General features: G+C 73.0%; 2 protein-coding genes. Both read left to right on the top strand.

Annotation, left to right across the window (positions count from 1 at the left end):
* Positions 1–922 (top strand): ribosome biogenesis GTPase Der (gene der, locus H5J29_RS33050; protein WP_181784815.1); only part of this gene is annotated, 922 nt, incomplete at its 5' end.
* Positions 923–935: 13 nt separating this feature from the next.
* A partial coding sequence (locus tag H5J29_RS33045; protein WP_181784814.1) for a response regulator occupies positions 936–1,296 on the top strand: 361 nt, incomplete at its 3' end.

Genomic DNA, 1,296 nt, shown 5'->3' with positions numbered 1-1,296 from the left:
GGGCGAGCCGCACCCGGTCTCGGGCCTGCACGGGCGGGGCTCCGGCGACCTGCTCGACGCGATCCTCGAGACGCTCCCGGAGACCCCGCGCGAGACCTTCGGCAACCAGCTCGGCGGCCCGCGCCGCGTGGCGCTGGTCGGCAAGCCGAACGTCGGCAAGTCCTCGTTGCTCAACCGGGTGTCCGGCGAGGTCCGCTCCGTGGTGCACGACGTCGCGGGCACGACCGTCGACCCCGTCGACTCCCTCGTGGAGCTCGACGGCGAGATCTTCCGCTTCGTCGACACGGCGGGCCTGCGCAAGCGGGTCAAGACGGCGTCGGGCATGGAGTACTACGCCTCGCTGCGGACCCAGGCGGCGATCGAGGCGGCCGAGGTCGCCCTCGTGCTGCTCGACGCCAGTGAGCCGATCTCCGAGCAGGACCAGCGCGTGCTCACCATGGTCGAGGAGGCCGGGCGGGCGCTCGTGATCGTGTTCAACAAGTGGGACCTCGTCGACGAGGACCGCAGGCTGGCGATGAAGCGCGAGCTGGAGCGGGACCTCGTGCGGGTGCGCTGGGCGGAGACGGTCAACATCTCCGCGCTGACCGGCCGCGCCACCTCCCGGATCGCCCCGGCGATGCGGACCGCGCTGAGCTCGTGGGACCAGCGGATCCCGACCGGACAGCTGAACAGCTGGCTGTCCGACGTCATCGCCGCCACCCCGCCGCCGGTTCGCGGCGGCAAGCAGCCCAAGGTCCTCTTCGCCACCCAGGCGGCCACCCGTCCGCCCACGTTCGTGCTGTTCACGAGCGGTTTCCTCGAGGCGGGCTACCGCCGGTTCCTGGAGCGGCGGCTGCGCGAGGAGTTCGGCTTCGCCGGCTCCCCGATCCGGCTCTCCGTGCGGGTCCGGGAGAAGCGGGAGCGGAAGGGCAAGCGCCGCTGAGTAGGCTCGGCGCATGTCCGAGCCGGTGCGCGTCGTCCTCGCGGACGACGAGGCACTGCTCCGGATGGGTCTGCGGACCGTGTTGGAGGCCCGCGGCACCGTCGTGGTCGTCGGGGAGGCGGCCGACGGGCGCGGCCTGATCGAGGCCGTCGAGGAGCACCGTCCGGACGTCGTGCTGGCGGACGTCCAGATGCCCGGGATGACCGGCCTGGAGGCGCTCGCCGTGCTCTGTGCGCGGCCGGACGCCGTGCCCGCCGCGGTGCTCACCACCTTCGACCTGGACGACTACGTGGCCGAGGCGCTGCGCATCGGCGTCCAGGGGTTCCTCCTCAAGGACGCCGAGCCCGAGGCGCTCATCCGCGCCGTGCGGGACC

This window comes from Pseudonocardia pini, from assembly GCF_013870575.1.
GTDB lineage: Bacteria > Actinomycetota > Actinomycetes > Mycobacteriales > Pseudonocardiaceae > Pseudonocardia > Pseudonocardia pini.
The sequence above is the reverse complement of the archived record's forward strand: the minus strand, read 5'-3'. Positions and strand labels throughout refer to the sequence as shown.